We start from the raw sequence: 19,596 nt of genomic DNA on the forward strand, positions 1-19,596 counted from the left end.
CCACTCTGACTTTAGTGTTGGATACGACCTGGGGTTGTATCATTAGAGGTTGATTGAGTTGTAGTTGTTGTTTTTTTTGTACTGGAAGGACAACCGGTAGTTACCATCATCATCGATAATAATAAAACCATCAATAAAATAAGCGGGAATTTTTTTGATACGGTTTTCATAAAAATGTTTTTTAAATATACATTAAAAAAATTAGAACCCATAACCCTTTCAAAATTGTTGTAATAACTTTTCCGCCTCTTCGCTGCCCTCAGCTTTTTCTTTAACTAGCAGCTGAAGTAATTGCCTGGCATTTTCTTTATCACCCTGTTTATTCCGTTGCAACAATGTTATTGCCTTATAAAATAAGCCGGGATTGCTAAACAGATTTTTCTTTTTGGATAATATATCAAATGCATCAAGGGCTTTGTCATAATCCTTGTTTAAGAGATGGCTAAGTCCTGCATTTTTGACTGCTTCGGCATTGGTTGTATCCTTTTTATATAATCCTTCAAATATTGAAATCGCCTTTGTAAAATCTTTGTCGTTGTACGCCGCTATGCCTTGTTGCATACTATCTTTAGATGCAGATAATGTTTGACTTAAACTGGTAAGATTTTCATTAATATAATTATTAGTCAGTTGTTTCGGGTCGTTTTTTTTCTCTACAATTAGAAAATAACCTGCTGCAACAATGATTAAAATTGCTGCGATAGATGCAATGATCTTGTATAGCTTATTTGAGGCAATTGAAAATTCTTTAGTATTTACCCGGGTGTTACTTGTATTAAAAAAGATTTGATTTAAATTGTTTAACGATTGTTTTAACGCGATTTCATCATCCTTATATTTTTGTTTGAGTGGCATTTCACTTTCTATAGCTGCGTATATTTTCAACAAACCGGCAAGTTCTTCATTTGAAGCCATTTCTGTTTCAAAAAGCATTCTTTCTTCATGGTTTAACCTGCCATGCAAATAATCGTCAATTTTTTCGAAAGAATTCTCGTTCATAAACTCACCATTTCAAATAATTAAATTTTGAAGACGCTTTAACCAGCATCGTTAATTTTCCTATGCACTCTGACTTTTTTTTGCGAGCATAGCCATAGGTTACTTTCAATATTTCCGCGACCTCTTCCATTGTTTTTCCACTCCAACTCAGTTGAAGAAGTTCCTTGCAACCATCTCCCAGTTCTTCGAATTTTTCATTTAGTAAATTTCTTCTTTCATCCTGTAGCAAAAAATCTTCAGCAACCTTAAAAGTCTCCTCTCCTAAATTATTATATCCCGCACTATCTATAAATGTTACCTTACTTGTTTTGACTTTGGTTAAATGGCTCAGCCACTTTTTTTTACAAATGAGGTAGAGAAACGCATCGAAGGGACAGGTTAAAACAAAATTTCCTGTTTTCGCTTTATTATAAATGGATAATAACGCTTCCTGAAAAATATCACCCGCCTCTGTTTCGGTTCCATTATTTTTTAATACCATCTGTTTTATTTTCCCTGAAAATTTTTCATACAATTCTTTCAGGACGACAGTATTATTATTTATTAAAGCATCAATATATTTCTGGTCATGATGTTCCATTATTGTAAGCTATCTTTTTCAGAAAAGCGGTGATAAAACTTTAACGAATTGATCTTAACTTTTGGCTGCCTTTAATTGCGATTTTTAATTGCATTCATTGTAATAAAATCTTTAACACTTCTCCCCCACTTACTGCATTTCGTAATCATTCTCAAGGCAAAACGGCGACCTTTTTTTGCTCATGAAAAGTTACAATATTTTTATAACTATAGATACTAAGGAATCGGATAGTGTTTTTAATATTTATCAATTCTCAATACTTGAGCTTCTACAAATTACAAAAATTGCTAAAAAGGATTTCTCAGCATGAAAAAAGAGTATGAGCAAATAGGTAATTAATTCTATTGTCTCTAAAAAATATTCTTTCAAACTTTCTATCCATCACTTTAAGTCTAAAAAAATATTTTTCATAATTGTTGCTTTAAAAGGGGTAACAATTTACGCAAGTGCGGATTATACATTAATACTTCCGAGTTATATATAACAAAAGGTATCATCAACACTTTTATTTTTTAATCTAAAATTTTAAACGACATGAAAAAGTTTAGTGTCCTTGCACTTACGTTTATTTCATTTCTTATCATTTCCTGCAGTAAAAAGGATGAGGTTGTAGCACCGCAAAATGAGAACCAGGCAGCGGCAGCTCAACAACCAGCGGGTGTTCCTCAATTTAATGAAGCCAATTCTAAAAAAGTCATGTGGGACGAATTACCGGCTGAATTGAAAAATGCGACGCCTATAGAAACTAAAGTAGAACAGACAAAAGGGTCAGCAAGAGGCTTGTATTCTTCATACCGCTATTATGTTGGCCCCTGGGGTGGCGGTGGCGGCTCACCTTATTACATTTATCCACCCAGCGGAAGCAGGATATACGCAATGGCAATACGCAGCGGTGCACTTATAGACAGAATAACTATATGGTATATGACAAGTAACGGAACTATATATGTAGGTGGAGACAGGGGAGGTAATGGAGGTGGATATTATCTTCAATTCTTTGCCGCCGATGAATATATCTATTATGTTGCGGGACGAAGCGGCCTGTATCTTGATCACCTAACCATGTATACCAATAGAAAATGGTTCTCTTACGGAGGAAATGGAGGAAGTCCGTTTGCAGCCAGTGTACCATACGGTTACCAAATACTTGGAATTTTTGGAGGATCAGGAATTTATATAGATCGAATTGGCTTTTACGTATATACCAGGTAATTAGCTGTAGTAAAGCGGTGAATAAAAATCGGAAAGACAATTTTTAGAGGGTAGCATTACCAAATAAAAAGAAGCTGTTTCAAAAACACGAAACAGCTTCTTTTTTTATATTAAAAAATCAATCGGGTCAAAGAGTCACCAAACAACTTATTATGCCTGGGCAGTAGGGCCACCAAAATTTAATGGAATCTCTACCTGCTCAAGATCCTGTATCTGGCCATTTGCTGCCTCATAACGTACTACATTATCTTCAAGTGCTTTCAAAAAACGTTTTGCATGCATTGGTGTAAAAATGATGCGGCTTTTTACTTTACTCTTTGGAGTGCCGGGCATTACATTTACAAAGTCTATTACAAATTCTGCATGGCTATGTGTAATAATAGCAAGATTAGCATACGTCCCTTCGGCTACTTCTTCCGAAATTTCTATATTTAGCTGGCTCGGTTGCTGTTGTTCAGGCATACAAATAATTTTTACAAAAATAACAGAAAACAAATGCAAAGCACGATACAAAAAAAATTACTTTACTGAGGCTGGTTTAGTTGCCAAAGAAATAATTGCACTAAAACTGTAATAATTATACTCGCGGCAGGAAGCTAAAAACGGCCCTGGTCAAATAAATATCACACGAAAACTTTAAAAGTCAAACTCCCTTCTGGACATATTCCATCTAAAGCCGAGTGAAAATACGGTAGTCGGACTGTCTGCTCCACTTGCTACCTTATATGTTCTGTGCTGAAGATTTGCATCAATAAAAAGGTTTTCTTTTACTTCATAAGATGCGAGAAAAGAAGTGTTTAATGATTTTACTTTATCACCGTCGCCCACATAATAACCATAATTTTTATCGCGGGTAGTATAAGAAGTAAAAATATTGCTGCCATAATTTATACCAAAAAGATCAAGCCCCTGGTAATAATAAATAAATTTTGCCTGCAAATACAAGTTATGCACCGGCTGGTATTTAACAATAGCTATCCGCTCCTGGAAGTTTGCGCCAAGTGGATGAGCAAATGGTTGGTGAAAATGTGTATAGTCAGATAAAGAATCAAAATGAGAATATGTAAATGGCCTCACGCGGTTACTTTCAAGCTGAAGGTCAAGATTTGGTATGCCAAATGCATCAGGATATTTAACTCCTACCTGGTAGCCAAACTTGTTTGCCCAGAATCCCCTATTTTTTACCATTTCATTCAACTTAAATTCGTCAAGCAGTAACTGGCCATATACCTGTACTTTCTTTTTAATGTTTGCTTTTACATTTAATCCAACAACTGCATTGTCTTTGCTTCCAATATCACTTTCTGCTGAGCGTAGAAATAATACAGGATTCAAATATTGAAAATCAAAATGATCTTTTCGTCCAAACATCACGGCATCAAATATTCCAACATTAAGCCATTTTGTTGCATTAATGCTAAGGTAGTTCATGCGAAAATATTTTCTGGCAAGTAATTCATCACCCATCACCCTTCGGCCATCGGGAATTAATTCCATGAACAAATTCTCATAATTAAATTTCCATATTCTTGTATTGATCTTAAGAAACAAAGCATTTCCGGAAAAATCACTTAAAAACAAACTGCGATATCCGTCGCCGATAAAATTTTTGTCATAACCGAATTGTATATCAATATACTTACTTGCATTAAAACTGACAGAGCCTCTTCCGTCAAAATAATCAACACCACCAATAGCTTTAAAATCTTTATAAAAACGCGCACCGGGAACGGCGGCGTGTGTCCTGATCCATTCCTGCACATATAACGGATCGCGCTCCTGGTTATCAGTTAAATAAAAATCGAAGGCGACTTTTCGGCTAATCATGCCACGAAAACTTAAACCCCTACTGTTATAAAATAATTTTTGCGAATTGCCTTTTTCAAACATCTGCTGGTATTGAATAGCAGGATTTACAGCCAGAAAAAAGTCCTTTGTGTTCACTTCATACAAATTTCCCTTTGTTTTATAAAAAGTATTGAAAATCGGCTTTTTGCTGTTGTAAGATTCGCGTGGTTTAGACCATTCGCTATTATTCATCAAAAAGCTCTGTATATTGTATTTATCAATTTTTGTCAGGTTAAATGAAGCACTGTCCCCCGCAGCATCCATACTATCTATCGCTTCGACTTCTGCTGTTACCAACCTGCGGTTGTAAGGTTTTATGGTTGAATAATTGAGATTTGAATTTCCGGTCTTGATCTCAAGCCTGTCTAACAATTTATAATCCTTAGAGCCAAGAGGTAAATAAGAGCTTTGAGAAAAAGAAACAATGGGTAATAATAAAAAAACGAGAGTGCGAACGGATTTAATAATTTGCATGAAAATACTTGATTTGAAATAATATCTATATGACGTATTTAATAAAAGATATCCGGGTCGTAAACGAAGGTAAAACTTTAGCATGTGATGTATTAATAAAAGATGCAATCATACATAAAATAGCTAATAACATTACGGTTAAGGAACGGGTTACAGAAATTAACGGCGAAAATGCATTTTTATTGCCCGGGGTCATTGATGATCAGGTACATTTTAGAGAACCGGGACTGACTCATAAAGCAACCATATACTCTGAGTCAAAAGCTGCTGTGGCAGGCGGTGTAACATCGTTTATGGAAATGCCAAATACTGTACCTCCTGTTTTTACACAACAACTTCTCGAAGACAAATATGGCATTGCAGCGGCTACATCTCTTGCAAATTATTCATTTTATATGGGTACGGGAAATGACAATATAGAAGAAGTTTTAAGAACAAATAACAAGAAAAATGATGTTTGCGGAGTTAAAGTCTTCATGGGTTCATCTACCGGAAACTTACTGGTAGATAACCCGCTTATTCTTGAAAAAGTATTTGGCGGAGTCGAGTTACTGATTGCCACACATTGTGAGGACGAAGCAACCATTAAAAGAAACTTTGAAAGGATTAAAAAAGAAAAAGGAACATTAGAACCAGCCGATCATCCGCTAATAAGGGATGAAGAAGCATGTTTTGAGTCTTCTTTTCGGGCAGTGCAACTTGCAAAAAAATATGATTCGAGATTACATATTTTACACATCACCACAGAAAAAGAACTACAGTTGTTCAGCAACATGCTGCCATTAAAAGAAAAAAGAATTACAGCAGAAGTTTGCGTACACCATTTACATTTTACCAGTGACGATTACACGCGGTTGGGTAATCAAATCAAATGCAATCCTGCCATTAAAGCTTCTTATAATAAACAAGCGTTGTGGAAGGGTTTGCTCGATGACAGGTTAGATGTTATTGCAACCGACCATGCTCCGCATACATGGCAAGAGAAAAATGAACCTTATGAGAAAGCGCACGCCGGCTTGCCACTGGTACAACATTCGCTGCTTTTGATGTTAGAGTATGTAAAACAGGGAAAAATTACTATTGAGAAAGTTGCAGAAAAAATGAGCCATGCAGTGGCCGATTGCTTTAAAATAGACAGGCGGGGATATATAAGAGAAGGATATTACGCCGACCTTGTAATTGCAGACACTAACAAGTCAACGACAGTAAGCAAAGAAAACATTTTATATAAATGTGGCTGGAGCCCTCTGGAAGGCGTTGAATTTGGCGCAAAAGTGACACATACTTTTGTAAACGGTCAATTAGTTTATGGAAACGGCCAATGGAATGAGTCTACAAAAGGAATGAGAATGAAATTTGTGAGATAATTTATTTACCTTAATAATTAAAAGGCATACGTCTTTTCGGGCAGAAAATAAGAAATTTATACATGCAAGCAGACAAAACCACCTTAAGTGACTTATCTATTTTTCATACCGAAGAGGAACAATCTGTTTTTCATCATCTTGATTTCACTACTACTATAGGTGGAAAAGAATGGCTACGGTACCTGCTTGCCAACCCGTATAGCGAGCTGGAAATGATAAAGGAGACGCAACAGACGCTTAAACTTATTATTAAGAAGGAAGAACAATGGCCTGCTGTCATTACTAATGGTACAGTAATGGTTGTCCAAAAATTTTACGACTCCTCTATCGATGCAATTCCTCATGACCCTAACCTTTTTAGCAGCCTGTATTATAAAATCGTTAAGTCCCAAGACTTTTCTTTAATCAAATTTTCTGTTACCCATTTCATTGATTTTACAATTGGCTTAAAAAATATTATTGATTGTTTTGATAGCGAAAACAAACCCAAGCTTTTACAGGTAATGGTAGATCGTATCAAATTCCTGACCGATAAGCCGGTGATAAAAGCTATGATGAACTGGAATAAAAAACAGAAATTATCAAACAAAAATTATTTGTCATTTGGTCATTACCTGAGGTATCATTTTAAAGACCTTGCCTTTGAACTGGTAGAGATTTACAGTAGATTAGACGCGTATTACAGTATGGCAATGACAAGCAAAAGATATAAATTTTGTTTTCCTGAAATCAGAAAAGCAACTTCTCCTTTTATAAATGCAAAAAATCTTTATCATTTACTGGTTGCCACACCGGTAGCCTACGATGTTGAACTAAATCAGCATAAAAACTTCTTATTTCTTACTGGCGCAAATATGGCAGGCAAAAGCACATTTATAAAAGCTGTGGGCGTATCAGTTTACCTGGCGCATGTGGGTATGGGCGTACCGGCAGAAAGTTTTCAGTTGAGCTTATTCGATGGGTTGTTGAGCAACATACAGGTAGAAGACAATATTTCAAGAGGCGAAAGCTATTTTTTTAATGAAGTGCAAAGGATAAAAAAAACAATTACTAAGATAAATGATGGCCGCAACTGGCTTATTTTAATCGACGAGCTTTTTAAAGGAACCAATGTGCAGGACGCTATGAAGTGCAGCACTGCGGTAATTGAAGGACTTCTGAAAATGAAAAATGCTTTGTTTATTCTTTCTACCCACTTGTATGAAATTGGAGAAGGGTTAAAACAATATAACAATATAAAGTTCAATTATTTTGAAACACGCATAGAAGAGGGCCAATTGATATTTAGCTACCAGTTAAAAGAAGGCATTAGTAACGACAGGCTCGGTTATCTCATCTTAAAACGAGAAGGGGTGGTTAATATGCTCGAAAATTTATAACGAATTCCGGTTATCTCAATACATCAAGCAGCTTATATAATTTTCTTACAATTTCTGCTGAAGATCCGTTGTAATTATTAATAACAACCGCAAATGTATAATTACCAATATAACCGGTAAAACTTCTAACACCACCAATAGAACCACTTTTCATTTTGATACCGTTTATTTCTGGTAAGGCTTTGTAAAAAGGACCAAAAAAGGGTTGGGATTTAGCATATTGCATTACTTTAACCAAAGCCTGTGCAGTCACTTTGTTTTGAGGAGAAAGGCCGCTTCCGTCTATTATGTTTATAAAAGTTTCTTCAATGCCCTTACTTTTCCAAAAGTTTTTAATAATCTTTAAGCCTGTTTCGGTTGATCCCTTATTTTCTTTTTCGTATCCCAAAGTTTTAACCAAAGCCTCTCCATAAAGGTTAATACTCTTATTTAAAAACCAATAATTAATACTGTCCAGCGAAGGTGACCAATGAGTGGAAATATTAATAACATTCGGAAGGGGCAATTTATCGTTAATTACAATTTTTGCAGAACTTGCTTCAATTTGTTGCTTTTGCAACTGGTCCTTTAGTAAAGAGCCCAACTCAAATGCAGGATTGGGAAATGAACCCGATACAGTAAAAGGATTTTCGTTTGGAGGAATAGTTCCTCTTATAAATCCTTTAGTAGCGTAAGGAGGTAAATAAATGTAAGCATTATCTCCGCTTCGCTGCTTTCCGGTAGTTAATTCATTAGTAAAACTAACATCGTACAATTTGGGCACAGTAGAAATAATAGTAACAGTATCACCTTCTCTATTGCCTGCTTTTAATAATAGGTCATATTGATTCTCACGCCAGTTCAATGCTGATACCCCTGCACCATAATAATTTCCGATATCATCCCAAATCCATCCGCCCGGTATGGTTTGACTTTCACGATTTTTATTGGAACAAACAATATTTCCTTTCAACTGATTTATACCGGCCTGCTTCAGAGATTTAATCCATTTATCTAAAATCACCTGCTCCTGGGTATTGTCATACCGCCAGCTTCCGAGCGTAGGATCTCCATAACCAATAAGGTAAATATTTCCATTAAGAACGTTGTTATTAATGGTACCATCATGCGCGAGCTCCGTTTTATACCTGTAACTTGTTCCAAGTAATTCAAGAGACGCGACGCTTGTTAATACTTTTTGGCTACTTGCCACAGTTAAACCTATATCAGCATTTTTAGAAAAAATCACTTCCCCACTTTTTGCATCAATTACGTAAAAAGCAATAATTGCACTTTTCATTTGCGTGTCTGCCTCAAGGTTTATTACCGCATCCTCCAGTTTTCTTGCAATTTTCTGCGAATGAGCAAAAGTGGAAACCAGTAATGAACAAATAAATGCAACTGCTGTTTTCATACTTGTAACTTACATTGCGCTAAAATTAGCTTATCATAACAATCTAACCAACTGTATGAATAACGATCGGGTAAACGCCTCAATAATTACTATAGGTGATGAACTATTGATTGGACAAACTATTGATACAAACAGTGCCTGGATGGGACAGGAACTGAATAAATTAGGCGTTTGGGTAAAAAGGCGCGTAGCTGTAGGAGATGTATGGGAGGAAATATGGAATGCTTTAGATGAAGAAAGCAGGCAATCTGAAATTATACTGATAACAGGAGGTCTTGGCCCTACTGCTGATGATATAACAAAACCATTGTTAAGTAAATACTTTGGAGGAAAAATGGTGGTAAATAAAGAAGCCCGTGAAAATGTAATAACCATTTTTGAAAGGTATATAAAGCGACCGATGCTTGCCGTAAATCTTAAACAAGCCGAAGTGCCGGATGTATGCGAAGTAATCCAAAATAAGCGCGGAACAGCCCCGGGAATGTGGTTTGAAAAAAACGGGAAAATTTTTGTAAGTATGCCCGGCGTACCAAATGAAATGAAAGGTATGATGAAAGATTACATATTACCAAGACTTCCTGCAAGATTCTCTCTTCCTGCTGTCATTCACCGCACCTTACTGACGGCAGGCATTGGAGAATCTTATCTTGCTGACCGAATAAAAGATTTTGAAACTGCTCTGCCCCACTATGTTAAGCTTGCTTACTTACCGAACTTTGGAATGGTAAGGCTAAGACTAACAGCTACAAGTAAAAATGTAGCAGAAATAACCCAGGAAGTTGACCGGTTATTTGCGACACTGCAAGACCTTGTGCAAGATGTAATGGTTATAAATGAAGACAAAACACTGGAGGAAGCAGTCGGAATATTACTTTCTAAACATAAAAAAACGGTAGCTACTGCTGAAAGCTGTACGGGAGGATATGTAGGTCATTTGATCACAAGTATCCCTGGTTCTTCGGCTTATTTTATGGGAGGAGTTGTTAGTTATGACAATGCCATTAAAGAAAATGTATTGGGTGTAAAAGCTGCAACTCTCGATACTGATGGAGCAGTAAGTGAAGAAACAGTACGCGAGATGGCGAATGGCATAAAAAAACTAATGAAAACGGATTATGCTGTGAGCATCAGCGGAATAATGGGACCGGGCGGTGGAAGTGAAGAAAAGCCTGTAGGTACAGTATGGATAGCAGTTGCCGGAATAACAGAAACCGTTGCCAGAAAGTTTCACACAAGGTATAACAGAATGAGAAATATTGAGATTACCGCTATTTATGCTTTAAATATGTTAAGGGAAAGTATTTTAAAGGATAACAATTAACGCTCGTAGAATTGTAAAACTGGATATTATTAAAATAGCAGAGATTGTTGTTTAAAAAAGAACGATCTCTGCTATTTCTATTTATCACGCAAAAGGATTAATAACCTTCGTTCTGCGTAAGATTTGGATTAGCTCTTATTTCTCTAGCGGGAATTGGGAAAATTAACTTAGGAGAATTCCATGGCAAGTTGCCTACATTTTCTTTTAATCTTTTAACATCATCAAGCCTGAATCCTTCAAAAGCCAGTTCGAGTCTGCGTTCTTTAAGAATTTCATTCAGAGTTAATTGACCTTCTGACAGGGGTGTTAGTTTTGCCCTTGTTCTTATTTTATTTATATCATTTAACGGGCTATCCCCAACTGAACTGCCTAACCTGAAATTACATTCTGCACGTACAAGTAACATTTCTGCAAGACGAATAGTATGAACATTCCCATAAAGCTGTTCAAATTTTCCACTATATGTTGAACCCGATAAGGTATAAAAAAGATTCTTACGGTCATCATTTGGTTGATACATATTTAAATGTGTATCTAATATCAAAACATCTCCTCTTTGCGCAGATGAATAAAACTCGTTGAAGCCCTGTATTCCTGAACTATTTGTAACCTGGACAGCAAAAATATCTTCCGGAGTATTTTTTTCTCCAAAAGCTGCTGCAAACGTGCCTGCTAATTCCACCGGGTTACCATCTACAGTTACAGACTCTTTTATTGACCGGTCAGCAGCAAGTAAAGCATTATTGTAATCACCTTGTTGCAAGTAAACTCTTGCGAGCATAGCCGCTGCTGCTCCCTTAGTGGCAAAAAAACCATTTGCTGCGGGAAGCTTGGCTTCGGCATCAGTTAAATCAGTGATAACCTGTTGATAAACTTCAGCTACTGTATTTCTTTTTACCTGGCTTTCTGAAGTTATTTCTCTAGTTGGCGTTAAAACAAGTGGCACACCGGGATTATTAGCAGGATTTCCATCGTTCCAGTCTTTTGCATACATTTTAACCAATTCGAAGAAAGAGGCACTTCTTAAAAATTTCGCTTCACCTTGTACACGGTCTCTTGCAGTAGTATCTACAATGCTTACAGCACTTAAGACATTGTTTGCATCATTAATAGCCGTATATCCGGCGAGCCATGAATTGGCGACGAAAGTATTTTCTACAGGTATAGCCTTGTTGTGCATTTGAGTCAATTGCTGGTAAGTTCCTTCCCAATCAATCTCATTATTATCACCTAACAGATCTGCTTCAAGAAAGATTCTTCCACCAAAAAAATAAGAAGCACCAAAATCTGTATAAGCACCTACCAGAGCCGCATTTACATCACTACTCGTTTTTAATGCTTCTGCCTCAGATATAGCAGTAGTAGGTTTTGTATTTAACTCCTTACTACAGCTTGTTATAATAAGCGAGGATAATATTAATAATTTTACTATGTTATTTCTCATTATAATTCTATTTGTTACAATTATGGGATTAGAGACGAACGTTTAAGCCAAAGACTATACTCTTCACCTGTGGCGCAGAATAAAAGTCGACATTCTGATTAATGTTAGATGCCTGGTAATCTGCATTAACCTCAGGATCCCATCCTCCGTACTTTGTTATAGTAAATAAATTCATTGCCTTTACATATACCCTTAGTCTATCCATTTTAATTCTTCCGGCAAAACGTGCAGGAAGATTATAGCCTAATGTAATTGACTTTACACGCATGTAGGAGCCCGTAGAAATATACCTGCTGGAAGGATCAGTACCATTCGCTAAACCAAGTCTTGCTTCAGGGACATTCGTTACATCCCCGGGATTTTTCCAGGCTTTTAGTTGATCCACTGTTTGGTTGTCATATCCATTGCTACCACTGGCAGACATATACTGGCCACCACCAAAATAGATTTGACTTCCATACACGCCCTGAAGCAACACATCAAGGTCAAAACCATTATAAGTTACAGTGTTACCAAAACCATAAATAAATTTTGGGTTTGGATTTCCAATAATTACATCTTCAGCCTGGTTAACATCATTAGTAGTGGTGCGATCTCTCACTCCATCTTTAAGTGTGTTTTTGTAATAAAGCGCATCTCCATTTGCAGGATCTGCTCCGGCAAATTCTTTTGCTACAAAAATTCCCAATGGCTGTCCTTCCATGGCTTTATTTACACTTGTTCCAATCACCTGTCCACCTAAGTTGGTGATCTTATTTCTGTTGGCGGAAAAATTTAGCATGCTTGTCCACCTGAAATTTTTTGAAGCAACATTGGTTGTATTCACAGCAAGCTCGATTCCTTTATTATTCAGGTTTCCTTTATTTCTAAACTGTGTAGAAAAACCTGATGTACCGGGAATTTCAACATTTAACAACAGATCTCTTGTATTCCTTTTATAAACATCAAACTCAACACTTACACGATTTTGAAATACACTTGCTTCTAAACCTAGATCAACACCTTCTGTAGTTTCCCATTTCAGGTCAGGATTACCGAGTTGGGCAGGCTTCTGCCCGGCTACCCCACCGTATCCTCCTTTGCCGGTAAATAAACTCAAAGACGCAAAGTCAGGAATATTTTGATTTCCTGTTAATCCATAACTTGCTTTTACTTTTAAAAAGCTTAGCCATTTGGTATTCTCAAGAAAATGTTCTTTTGTCAATATCCATCCGACAGATGCAGCCGGGAAAAAACCGTAGCGGTTATTAACTCCAAACCTGGAAGATCCATCTGCCCGTCCGCTTAATGCTACTAAGTATTTGTCGTTGAATTTGTAGTTCGCTCTCAGGAAATAAGATAAAAGAGTATTCTCTGTAGTTGAAGTAGTTGCTTCAATTTTAGTTGCTCCGCTAGACAGGTCCTGGTAAGCGTCACTAGGAAAGTCTTGCGCATCAGCACGTGAAAATTGATTCGTTTGTTTTTGAAAGCTCATACCGCCCACCAAATCCAAATTATGCAAATCGTTGAACGTTGAGTTGTAATGGAAGTAATTATTGGTATTTAAATCAAAAACCTGCGTGGTTCTATATGAACCAAGTCCATTGGGAACACCTGTATTACGTGCTGTTAATCTACCGTAATAAACTTTTTCCGTCTGGATGAGCTGATCTATACCAAATTCACTTCTAAAAGTCAGCCCTTTGGTAATGTTCACGTTTCCATATACGTTACCAATAGTTCTGTTTACCAGTGTTTTATAAGAAGAATTATCCGCACTTAACAACGGATTGTAATAAGTTGGATAGTTTGCATTAGGGGACCCTGTGGCTAAGTCTAATGATCCGCTAAGTAAGCCCGTACGGGGATCTATTAAAGGTGTAATAGGCGCCAGTGCTATTACTTGTAAAGGTGTTGAAAACTGGTCGTCGTCAGACAAACGATTATTTTCCGACCTCGCAAAGTTCATGTTCATACCAACAGTTAACCAATCTTTTAACTGATGATCCATATTTAGCCGGGCTGAGTAACGTTTGTAAGCGTTTTTAATAAGAATACCTTTTTGATCTAAATATTGTCCTGAAGCATAAACTTTTGTTTTTTCATTTCCACCTGTAATATTTATATCGTACTGAGATATTGGAGCTTTTTGAAAAGCCTGGTCTTGCCAGTTTGTATTAACCTTACCTGTCTTCCAATCATCTGTACCTGCCGAATACCTCGTAAAACGACTTTCTACTACCGCTTTCCTGGCATCAATCGCTTCCTGAACATTAGCAAAAGCCGTAGGGTCATTTAGAAAATCTATTTTACCCCGACCTACTGCTGCCTGTTCAAAAAAATCAACATATTGCTGAGCATTTAAAAACTCCCTCTTACGGGTTGGGTTTTGTGTACCTGTAAAATAACTAAATTCAACTTTTGATGCTCCGGCTTTACCTTTTTTAGTTGTAATGATTACAACGCCATTTGAAGCTCTCGAACCATAAATTGCTGCGGAAGATGCATCTTTTAAAATTTCGACAGACTCTATATCATTAATATTTAAATCGGCTAACGCATTGGTAGGTGCGTCATTACTAGATAAATTATCAGTTATAAGAGGAACCCCATCTACTACATATAATGGCTCATTACCAGCAGACACAGAAGAGGCACCCCTGATTCGAATATTAATTCCCTGGCCAAGCTTACCATTTTGTTGTTGAACCAAAACGCCTGATGCTCTTCCCTGTATAGCGCTTTCAAAGCTGGTAACAGGAGTGTTATTAATATCACGGGCAGCAACTTTTGCAACAGATCCGGTAATATCGCGTCTTAGGCTTGTACCGTAGCCGACTACAACCACCTCGTTGAGGGTAGTTTCACCTGGCGATAACTGTATAGGTAGTGCCGCCGCTGATGCTGGAATTTCCAACGATTTAAACCCTACAAAACTTATAATTAATTTTGAATTTGCAGGAGCATTTAAGCTAAACGTTCCATCTTCGGCGGTTGCCGTTGAAATATTTGTATTGTTTTTTACCGAAACCGTCGCGCCGCCTATGGGCGCATTAGTTTTAATATCTACTACTTTCCCTGAAATTCTTGTTTGGGCATGAATAAGTTGCGACAAAAAGATTCCAAAGAATAAAAGGAGTAACTTTAATTCTCTCATGTGCTAAAAATTACTTTTTTGTTAAAGATTTGCTCAAAATTATTTCTTTTTCACTTTAATTCAACAAAAAGGTCACATGTTATTATTTGCTATCTATATAGAACCAAGAATAACCATACATATAATTTTTTAGGATGTAGAGGCAAATGACTTTAAATAGTTTTAGGGTTAATACTTTACAACCGGCCGATCGTACTGTTATTTTCCAAATTTTTTCTTTAGTAGAGCAAGAGCATCATTCATTGTGGGTTCAGCTTGTTTTTCACGTTTTTTAAAACTTTGTTCAGAAGATTTGAGTTGAGGTTTTTCTTTCTTTGCCGGAGCTTCCTGGGCTTGCTTTATTGACAGTGCAATTCTTTTCCTGGCAACATCTACTTCCAACACCTTTACCTGTACATGCTGGTTTAGTTTTAATGCTTCATTAGGATCTGTAACATATTTATTTGATATCTCCGACACGTGTACCAATCCATCCTGTTTTACGCCAATATCTACAAAGGCACCAAAACGGGTAATGTTCGTAACAACTCCCGGCACTACCATTCCCACTGTTACATCTTCAATTTTATAAATGTTTGCAAATTCAAACTGTTGTACTTCACTTCTCGGATCAAGACCAGGTTTTTGAAGTTCCTTTAAAATATCTTTAATAGTCAGTTCGCCAAATTGTTCTGTTACGTATTTTTTAGCATTTATCTGCTTTATTAATGCCTCATTGCCAATTAACTCTTTTACTTCAACATTTAAGTCTCTTGCCATTTGTTCTACCAACGGGTAGGCTTCAGGATGCACGGCACTTGCATCTAACGGATTTTCACCTTCTTTAATTCTAAGGAAACCTGCACATTGCTCAAAAGCTTTGCCGCCTAATCTTGGGACTTTTAATAATTCTTTTCGACTCGTAAATCTACCCGCCTCATTTCTATACTTTACTATATTGGATGCAAGAGTATCACCAATGCCACTTACATAACTTAATAAATGCTTGCTTGCTGTATTCAAATTTACTCCAACAGTATTTACACAACTTACTACAGTCTGGTCCAGTCTTTCTTTCAGCCTAAACTGGTTTACATCGTGCTGGTACTGGCCTACCCCAATACTTTTTGGGTCTATTTTTACTAATTCAGCTAATGGGTCCATCAGCCTTCTGCCTATACTAACTGAGCCTCTTACTGTTACATCCTGGTCAGGAAATTCCTCTCGAGCTGTCTCTGATGCACTATAAACCGATGCACCGTCTTCATTTACAAGGAATACGGGCAAACCTAAATTTAGTTTTTTTATAAATTGCTCTGTCTCTCTTCCCGCGGTTCCATCGCCTATGGCAAATACCTCGATGTCGTATTTTGAAACAAAATCTTTAATAATGTGTTCTGCTTCATACTGTTTATTTCCTTCATGAATAAATATCAATCCAGTCTTTTTTAACTCACCCTTTTCATCTAAACAAACAACTTTACAGCCTGTTCTATACCCCGGATCAATTGCTAAAATCCTTTTGCTGCCTAAAGGAGAACTTAATAATAATTGCCTTAGATTTTCTGCAAATACATTTATCGCTTCCTCGTCTGCTTTTTGTTTTAAAAGTGTTCTGAACTCTGTTTCAAGACTTGGCTGCAGTAAACGGCGATAAGCATCTTTAATTGCTTTTTTAATTTGCTCATTACAATTGCTCATTCCTCTAATAAACTTATTTTCAATAAGTTCAATGGCTGTTTCTTCAGCCGGCGAAATTCCAATTCGCAAATATCCTTCTAAAAAACCACGAAGTATAGCGAGGATACGGTGAGACGGAACTTTAGAAATAGGTTCAGAAAAATTAAAATAATCTTTATACTTTATTCCTTCGGTCTCTTTTTCCGCAACCACTTTACTTTGCAGTGTTGCCTCATCTTCAAACAGCTTACGTATTTTTGAACGCACATCTGCATCTTCGTTTACGGTTTCGGCGATAATGTCGCGTGCGCCCTGCAAAGCTTCTTCGGCAGACTTTACATTTTCATTTATAAATTCAACCGCCCTGGCCTCTATATCAAAATCTCGTTGCTCCATCAACAGTAAGGCAAGAGGTTCAAGACCGTTCTCCCGGGCCGTTTGTGCTTTTGTTTTGCGTTTTGGTTTGTACGGCAGGTAAATATCTTCCAGCTCTGCAACTGTAGTCGCTATATCCAGTTTACCCTGCAACTCTTCAGTCATCTTACCTTGTTCAGCAATTGTTTTTTCAATAAAAGTTTTCCTTTCATGAAACTCTTTCAAAAACTTCGCTTCCTCCTGTATTTGCAAAATTTGAATCTCATCTAAGTTTCCAGTCTTGTCTTTGCGGTACCGAGCAATAAATGGTATCGTAGAGCCTTCCTCCAGCAGAGCCAACACTGTCTCTGCCTGCACAGTTCTTATATTTAATTTAGCTGAGATACTTTGAGCAAATTCCATCTTATTATATCTTTTGTTATTGAAATCTTTCCGCCTACAAGCGAAGCAGCAAAGATGCAAAGAATACAATTTAGGTTTTCGATTTTTCTTTTAATGATTTTCGTTATGTGATAGCATTAATGAGATGAGATTATAACCCCTCTTTAAGATTTTTTCAGATATTTTTTATTGCAAACAAAATTTCTACACTTTTGTCTTAGAAGTATTAGGTGCGGCAGAGGAAAATTTTATCTTCTGACGTTTCGTTCAAATATCACTTTAAATGTATTAAAAAGGAAAAAACAATAATGTCTACAAAAATTTATACAAAAACAGGCGACGAGGGAAGGACATCACTTATTGGTGGAACCAAAGTGCCGAAAAGCAATACCAGGATTGAAAGCTATGGAACGGTGGACGAACTAAATTCGTTTATTGGTCTTGTTGGTGATTATGTGGATGACAGTGCAACAAAAGCTATTCTAAAAGAAATACAGGACCGGTTATTTACGATCGGTTCATCATTGGCCTGCGACCCCGATAAAGAACCTTTAATGAAAATTCCGGATTTAAAAGAAGAAGATATAACACTTCTCGAAAATGAGATGGATAAAATGAATGAAGTGCTGCCGGTGATGAAGAATTTTATACTTCCGGGTGGCCACATCGCTGTGTCTACCGCTCATATTACACGTTGTGTTTGCCGCCGTGCGGAAAGATTGTGTGTAGGTATGAAGGAAAACGGAAGTTTTATTGAGCCTCTTGTTATAAAATATCTCAACCGCCTTAGCGATTATCTTTTTGTATTAGCCCGGTATATAGGTCATGTTAATAACATACAGGAAATTGTATGGAAAGCCAGGATTATATAAAGTTTTATCGATAAATGATAAAATGCGTGTTTTTATTTGGGGGCTTGCGCACATTAAATTACAGGTCCATTTTCTAAAATTGGTTCTATTATTTTTCCATCCTTCATGTGAATTGTCCGGTCGCTTAAGGCAGCAAGTTCTTCATTGTGCGTAACTATTAAGAAGGTCTGGTTGAACTGGTCCCGAAGCTGGATAAACAACTCATGTAGCTCTTTAGCATTTTTACTGTCAAGGTTTCCCGTAGGCTCGTCAGCAAAAATAATTTGAGGGTTGTTTATTAACGCTCTTGCGATAGCGACCCGTTGCTGTTCTCCCCCGCTCAGTTGCTGGGGTTTATTTTCCATACGGTCCCTAAGATGTAACGTATCCAGCAATTTCATGGCACGGTCAGCAACAGCTTTCTTTTTTGCACCTGCAATCCAGCCGGGAATGCAAACATTTTCGAGTGCATTGAACTCAGGAAGCAAATGATGAAATTGAAAAACAAAACCAATATGCGTATTTCTAAATCTTGCCAGTTGCTTTCCTTTTAATAGGTCAATCCGATTGTTATCAAGATAAATTTCTCCGCTGTCAGCAGTATCTAAAGTACCCAAAATATGTAATAATGTACTTTTTCCTGCTCCTGAAGAACCGACAATACTCACAATCTCACCTTTGGTTATGGTAAGGTCTACACCTTTAAGCACCTGCAACGATCCGTAACTTTTAAAAATATTTTTTGCTGTTAGCATGCAACTTTCTGTTCAGATAATTATTCAATATTACACAAACCTACAAGTTACTATCAAAGTGTAGCTCATTTAAGCAAAATTTTAATATAACAGCCCTTTGGGAAAGCTTGATTTGGTTATATCATATATACGCCTACATTTGCAAAAATTTAAATACACCAAAGATGTTTTGGACACTTGAATTAGCCAGCTATCTTGAAGAAGCACCATGGCCAGCAACAAAAGATGAGCTTATTGATTATTCCATTCGCTCAGGTGCACCAATTGAGGTGGTTGAAAACCTGCAGGAATTAGATGACGAAGGGGAAGTGTACGAAAGTATTGAAGACATCTGGCCCGATTACCCGAGCCAGGATGACTTTATGTTTAACGAAGACGAGTATTAGACCCTTCTTAAGGGATTTTATTATGCATTATAAAAA

The 19,596-nt window shown here is 36.9% G+C and carries 16 protein-coding genes; 6 read left to right on the forward strand and 10 right to left on the reverse strand.

Going from position 1 to position 19,596, the window contains the following annotated elements; genetic code table 11:
- Positions 1–11: 11 nt before the first annotated feature.
- The 3 genes from B154_RS32085 to B154_RS0101660 are packed head-to-tail and all read right to left on the reverse strand — an operon-like array spanning position 12 to position 1,579.
- Complete coding sequence (locus tag B154_RS32085) at positions 12–170, reverse strand: hypothetical protein (RefSeq protein WP_157580351.1); 159 nt, start codon at positions 168–170, stop codon at positions 12–14.
- Between the two features lie 49 nt (positions 171–219).
- The gene (locus B154_RS0101655; protein ID WP_018611325.1) at positions 220–999 is read right to left on the reverse strand and encodes a tetratricopeptide repeat protein; all 780 of its coding nucleotides are present in this window, start codon (positions 997–999) and stop codon (positions 220–222) included.
- 4 nt (positions 1,000–1,003) lie between these two features.
- On the reverse strand, positions 1,004–1,579 hold the full coding sequence (locus tag B154_RS0101660; RefSeq protein WP_018611326.1) for an RNA polymerase sigma factor: 576 nt from the start codon (positions 1,577–1,579) through the stop codon (positions 1,004–1,006).
- A 534-nt stretch (positions 1,580–2,113) separates the two neighbouring features.
- Here B154_RS0101660 and B154_RS31735 point away from each other — a divergent pair.
- Positions 2,114–2,791 (forward strand): jacalin-like lectin, encoded by a 678-nt coding sequence (locus B154_RS31735; protein ID WP_018611328.1) that lies wholly within the window; start codon positions 2,114–2,116, stop codon positions 2,789–2,791.
- Positions 2,792–2,941: 150 nt separating this feature from the next.
- Here the strand turns inward: B154_RS31735 and B154_RS0101670 are convergent, their stop codons facing one another.
- Positions 2,942–3,253, reverse strand: a complete 312-nt coding sequence (locus B154_RS0101670; protein ID WP_018611330.1) for a DUF3467 domain-containing protein — start codon at positions 3,251–3,253, stop codon at positions 2,942–2,944.
- A 174-nt stretch (positions 3,254–3,427) separates the two neighbouring features.
- Positions 3,428–5,113, reverse strand: a complete 1,686-nt coding sequence (locus B154_RS0101675; protein ID WP_018611331.1) for a hypothetical protein — start codon at positions 5,111–5,113, stop codon at positions 3,428–3,430.
- 29 nt (positions 5,114–5,142) lie between these two features.
- Here B154_RS0101675 and B154_RS0101680 point away from each other — a divergent pair, with 29 nt between their 5' ends.
- On the forward strand, positions 5,143–6,480 hold the full coding sequence (locus tag B154_RS0101680) for a dihydroorotase (protein WP_018611333.1): 1,338 nt from the start codon (positions 5,143–5,145) through the stop codon (positions 6,478–6,480).
- 62 nt (positions 6,481–6,542) lie between these two features.
- Positions 6,543–7,859, forward strand: coding sequence for a MutS-related protein (locus B154_RS0101685; protein WP_018611335.1), 1,317 nt, complete (start codon positions 6,543–6,545; stop codon positions 7,857–7,859).
- Positions 7,860–7,869: 10 nt separating this feature from the next.
- Here B154_RS0101685 and dacB read toward each other — a convergent pair whose 3' ends face one another.
- Entirely contained in the window at positions 7,870–9,252 is a 1,383-nt protein-coding gene (gene dacB / locus B154_RS0101690) for a D-alanyl-D-alanine carboxypeptidase/D-alanyl-D-alanine endopeptidase (RefSeq protein WP_018611337.1), read from the reverse strand.
- A 55-nt stretch (positions 9,253–9,307) separates the two neighbouring features.
- Between dacB and B154_RS0101695 the strand changes: the two genes are divergently transcribed.
- On the forward strand, positions 9,308–10,573 hold the full coding sequence (locus tag B154_RS0101695; protein ID WP_018611339.1) for a competence/damage-inducible protein A: 1,266 nt from the start codon (positions 9,308–9,310) through the stop codon (positions 10,571–10,573).
- 97 nt (positions 10,574–10,670) lie between these two features.
- On the opposite strand, the gene B154_RS0101700 is transcribed toward B154_RS0101695, so the two are convergent.
- The 3 genes from B154_RS0101700 to B154_RS0101710 form a co-directional block, all read right to left on the reverse strand.
- Positions 10,671–12,017, reverse strand: coding sequence for a RagB/SusD family nutrient uptake outer membrane protein (locus B154_RS0101700; RefSeq protein WP_018611341.1), 1,347 nt, complete (start codon positions 12,015–12,017; stop codon positions 10,671–10,673).
- Between the two features lie 28 nt (positions 12,018–12,045).
- On the reverse strand, positions 12,046–15,153 hold the full coding sequence (locus B154_RS0101705; protein ID WP_018611343.1) for a SusC/RagA family TonB-linked outer membrane protein: 3,108 nt from the start codon (positions 15,151–15,153) through the stop codon (positions 12,046–12,048).
- Between the two features lie 198 nt (positions 15,154–15,351).
- On the reverse strand, positions 15,352–17,589 hold the full coding sequence (locus tag B154_RS0101710; RefSeq protein WP_018611345.1) for a Tex family protein: 2,238 nt from the start codon (positions 17,587–17,589) through the stop codon (positions 15,352–15,354).
- Positions 17,590–17,876: 287 nt separating this feature from the next.
- Between B154_RS0101710 and B154_RS0101715 the strand changes: the two genes are divergently transcribed.
- Positions 17,877–18,440 carry a cob(I)yrinic acid a,c-diamide adenosyltransferase gene (locus tag B154_RS0101715; protein WP_018611347.1) on the forward strand — a complete coding sequence of 188 codons (564 nt, stop codon included), beginning with the start codon at positions 17,877–17,879 and terminating at the stop codon, positions 18,438–18,440.
- Positions 18,441–18,493: 53 nt separating this feature from the next.
- Here B154_RS0101715 and B154_RS0101720 read toward each other — a convergent pair whose 3' ends face one another.
- Positions 18,494–19,174 carry an ABC transporter ATP-binding protein gene (locus B154_RS0101720; RefSeq protein ID WP_018611349.1) on the reverse strand — a complete coding sequence of 227 codons (681 nt, stop codon included), beginning with the start codon at positions 19,172–19,174 and terminating at the stop codon, positions 18,494–18,496.
- 164 nt (positions 19,175–19,338) lie between these two features.
- On the opposite strand from B154_RS0101720, the gene B154_RS0101725 reads away from it, so the two are divergent.
- Positions 19,339–19,560, forward strand: coding sequence for a DUF2795 domain-containing protein (locus tag B154_RS0101725; RefSeq protein ID WP_018611350.1), 222 nt, complete (start codon positions 19,339–19,341; stop codon positions 19,558–19,560).
- Positions 19,561–19,596: the final 36 nt, after the last annotated feature.

Source organism: Segetibacter koreensis DSM 18137, from assembly GCF_000374045.1.
GTDB lineage: Bacteria > Bacteroidota > Bacteroidia > Chitinophagales > Chitinophagaceae > Segetibacter > Segetibacter koreensis.

Coding starts and splice junctions, on each gene's coding strand:
- B154_RS31735 (WP_018611328.1), top strand. CDS start 2,114: ATGAAAAAGTTTAGTGTCCTTGCACTTACGTTTATTTCATTTCTTATC.
- B154_RS0101705 (WP_018611343.1), bottom strand. CDS start 15,153: ATGAGAGAATTAAAGTTACTCCTTTTATTCTTTGGAATCTTTTTGTCG.
- B154_RS0101710 (WP_018611345.1), bottom strand. CDS start 17,589: ATGGAATTTGCTCAAAGTATCTCAGCTAAATTAAATATAAGAACTGTG.
- B154_RS0101660 (WP_018611326.1), bottom strand. CDS start 1,579: ATGGAACATCATGACCAGAAATATATTGATGCTTTAATAAATAATAAT.
- B154_RS0101670 (WP_018611330.1), bottom strand. CDS start 3,253: ATGCCTGAACAACAGCAACCGAGCCAGCTAAATATAGAAATTTCGGAA.
- dacB (WP_018611337.1), bottom strand. CDS start 9,252: ATGAAAACAGCAGTTGCATTTATTTGTTCATTACTGGTTTCCACTTTT.
- B154_RS32085 (WP_157580351.1), bottom strand. CDS start 170: ATGAAAACCGTATCAAAAAAATTCCCGCTTATTTTATTGATGGTTTTA.
- B154_RS0101725 (WP_018611350.1), top strand. CDS start 19,339: ATGTTTTGGACACTTGAATTAGCCAGCTATCTTGAAGAAGCACCATGG.
- B154_RS0101675 (WP_018611331.1), bottom strand. CDS start 5,113: ATGCAAATTATTAAATCCGTTCGCACTCTCGTTTTTTTATTATTACCC.
- B154_RS0101720 (WP_018611349.1), bottom strand. CDS start 19,174: ATGCTAACAGCAAAAAATATTTTTAAAAGTTACGGATCGTTGCAGGTG.
- B154_RS0101685 (WP_018611335.1), top strand. CDS start 6,543: ATGCAAGCAGACAAAACCACCTTAAGTGACTTATCTATTTTTCATACC.
- B154_RS0101695 (WP_018611339.1), top strand. CDS start 9,308: ATGAATAACGATCGGGTAAACGCCTCAATAATTACTATAGGTGATGAA.
- B154_RS0101655 (WP_018611325.1), bottom strand. CDS start 999: ATGAACGAGAATTCTTTCGAAAAAATTGACGATTATTTGCATGGCAGG.
- B154_RS0101700 (WP_018611341.1), bottom strand. CDS start 12,017: ATGAGAAATAACATAGTAAAATTATTAATATTATCCTCGCTTATTATA.
- B154_RS0101715 (WP_018611347.1), top strand. CDS start 17,877: ATGTCTACAAAAATTTATACAAAAACAGGCGACGAGGGAAGGACATCA.
- B154_RS0101680 (WP_018611333.1), top strand. CDS start 5,143: ATGACGTATTTAATAAAAGATATCCGGGTCGTAAACGAAGGTAAAACT.